The sequence below is a fragment of the Nostoc flagelliforme FACHB-838 genome (genome assembly GCF_014698065.1).
Taxonomy (GTDB): domain Bacteria; phylum Cyanobacteriota; class Cyanobacteriia; order Cyanobacteriales; family Nostocaceae; genus Nostoc; species Nostoc flagelliforme_B.
This window is the reverse complement of record NZ_JACJSI010000592.1, coordinates 1-2774: the sequence shown is the minus strand read 5'-3', so window position 1 is coordinate 2774 and position 2774 is coordinate 1. Positions and strand designations below refer to the sequence as shown.

Genomic DNA, 2774 nt, shown 5'->3' with positions numbered 1-2774 from the left:
CAATTACTTTTTGGCGGAGGTCAATGGAGTATGCTTTCATACCAGATGCACTTTGCTGTTGACTTTGTTCATCCTCCCACATTTTGTATTTCACTCAAGCGAGAACCGCTATATATTGAAGATCCGAACAGCGTATTTATGACGAAAAAGCTCTATTGATTCGCAATGTGAGCAGATGCAATTATTGTGCGATGGTGTAAGTGCCCACTGTCAGTGAACGCTTTAAATTTTAAACTTCACTACCAGCGTTGAGTTCCTCGCAGCCTTGCTGAATAACCGTAATTGTTTCCAAGTGATGAATAAAGAAAGAAAAGGTCGCATTGCCTTTTAGACAACTTTGATTGGATGGGTCACGACAGCCCAATGGCTATAACCTTCTTTGTTAAAAGGAATCTTGTCAGGTTGAGTATTGCCTTGGTCGTCGGTGGCGCGAGCACGTAAACCATAGCGACCTGGACGTGCATCCCATTCTAAATCCCATCGCACCCATGCTTTGGTAATATTGGGTTCTCGTAGACTGACTTTGCTCCAGGTTTTACCATCGTCTAAACTGACTTCAACAAAAGTAATTTTCCCTTCACCTGACCAGGAACGTCCGCGAACAAGACGTTTTCCAGTTACTATTTCACCATCCCAAGGTAATTCAAAGGCACTTTTAACTTTCTGCTCCCTCAAGACTTGTCCCATGACTCCTTTGGCTTTTAAGTCCTCTGAAACAGGGTAGTCTTGCCCAATTAAGACATACTTCTTTGTGTTATATTCAGAAAATAGGGGCGTCTCTGAAACGCGAATGCTACCAACTCATTTGGTGTGAGCAATCCCCACCCAGCCCGGAACTAAGACCCGAATTGGAAATCCGTGATCGATGGGAAGAATATCTCCGTTCATTGCATAGACTAAAAGGGTGTCTTCTTCTAGTGCCTTTTCAATGGAGAAAGGACGTTGGATTTTCTTTTCATCTAAGCTAATAGGCATAACATCACGGGCTGTGGGCTTGAGTCCTGCTCGTTTCAACACATCGCCCAACAAAACGCCGGTCCACTCAGCCACCCCTATACCTCCTAGATTCCAAGGAGTGCCTTCTATCTTTTCACTGTGAGACTTTTGAAAGAAGTTTCTGCCATTACCAGCACATTCAATGGCACGGATCACCGAAACTGAAGGCATAGAGAGAATTTCATCGTAAGTAAATGTACGCGGACGTTTAACGCCGGAGCCTTCAATCCTTAACTGCCAGGTTGCTAGATCGATATTAGGGGTGGGATTGTTATTGCGGACAAAAAACATGGCAGTTGGGATGAGATATCCTCGTCCGTATAAAGCTTCCCAGCGCATTTCCAAATTAGTGCCATTCTAAACGAAAAACTCTGGTGGGGTTGGCTTGATAATAGGTGAGGGTTTAGCTGTCTGTGCCTGAGCTCTGTTGGCCTTGTCAAGTGAAGGTAAAAGCCCGACAGTCGCTGCACTAGCGCCAGCCGCTAATAATTGCACTAGACGGCGGCGGGAAATTCCAAGCAATTTTGCTCGTTGCCCAACAAATTCATCAGCTCTTGCCAGATCGTAAAGCTTTTCGTTGACTAGCTCTTTTTTAGCCATACTTAATACCTCTCTTATTAAAGTTATTACAATTTAGAACTATAGGGAATTATTAAGATTTAAAAACTAATTATCTCGTTGATCTACTTTGAGGTTTACTTCAATGCTTTCCATAAATAATTTTCCTTAATAACATCCATGATCTAATTACTATAAAAACTTTACACGTATATTTACTCGAAAAAAGCAAATATACACAGTCTTATGAAAAATTATTCCATTTTGGGTGATAAATGGAAATAAATTCCTGGCTTCCATCACCTCCCTAATCGATTCTCACGAATATTGCCGAAAGCCCTGCTGATGTGGGCTATTGGAGTGATGAGTGGGGTGTAAGTGGGAAATCTTGGGTCAAGATTCGTTTTACAAGTTATCTAGGCTGATCCACCACTAAGGCAGTTAGGTTAAATTGCAAATGAAATCATATCCCTGCCTAATTCCCCGATTTAGGTGTAAATCCAGGTTATTCCTGCGGATTTTGCCTAAACCCTAACAAATTTCCGTCAATATCCTTGGAAGTGGATAATTGCACTCCATGACCGACATCTGTAATTGGCCCAAGTGATATCATGTTCGACTTAATACTTATGTCATTGCGAGGGTAGCGCGGCAATCCCAAACCTTTGCGATTGCTTCATTCCACTTCGTTGCATTCGCAATGACATATTATAAGTGATTTGCCGAACATGATATGAGACTCCTTTTTCAGTCAGGCTTTGACGAGCAGTAACTATATCATTGACAACAAAGGTACTAACAGTATTACCTGGTTCAACTGAGTCACTTAAGTTCAATCCGATTGCAAAGCGTGGAAGGAATATCAGGAAAACTAAAGCCAACGATACGTATACCAGTGTAAAATCAGAGAAGCTGTCTGGATATCTGCAACAACTTCTGTGGTGAGCAACATCCATTCTACAGGTGTTTCACCTTCGGGACAATTAATTTCTGTGGCATAAACAGCATATACGGATAATGCCTTATCCAAGACTTAGAGCATAGCCTATCGACATTGCACGCTCATTTAATCTGCGGTAAGCAAAGCCATGCCGTCAGGCTTCTCGCCTAGAACACCGATTCAGTAATCGAGGAACAAGAGAAAAATCAGCCCAGAGAGAAGTAGATAGTGGGAAAGAAAGCAGCGAAAAGGCTTGTCAGTCAATGCTTATAGCAACAAA

The 2774-nt window shown here is 42.2% G+C and carries 3 protein-coding genes and 1 pseudogene; all 4 read right to left on the bottom strand.

Annotation, left to right across the window (positions count from 1 at the left end; genetic code table 11):
• Nucleotides 1-327 precede the first annotated feature (327 nt).
• Nucleotides 328-687, bottom strand: a complete 360-nt coding sequence (locus H6G97_RS54455) for a molybdopterin-binding protein (protein WP_242056177.1) — start codon at nt 685-687, stop codon at nt 328-330.
• A 114-nt stretch (nt 688-801) separates the two neighbouring features.
• On the bottom strand, nt 802-1287 hold the full coding sequence (locus H6G97_RS54450; RefSeq protein WP_242056178.1) for a molybdopterin-dependent oxidoreductase: 486 nt from the start codon (nt 1285-1287) through the stop codon (nt 802-804).
• A 66-nt stretch (nt 1288-1353) separates the two neighbouring features.
• Entirely contained in the window at nt 1354-1596 is a 243-nt protein-coding gene (locus H6G97_RS54445; protein WP_242056176.1) for a twin-arginine translocation signal domain-containing protein, read from the bottom strand.
• Nucleotides 1597-2431: 835 nt separating this feature from the next.
• Nucleotides 2432-2572 (bottom strand): annotated as a pseudogene (locus tag H6G97_RS49325) (IS4-like element ISSysp3 family transposase); the annotation flags it as partial.
• Nucleotides 2573-2774 lie beyond the last annotated feature (202 nt).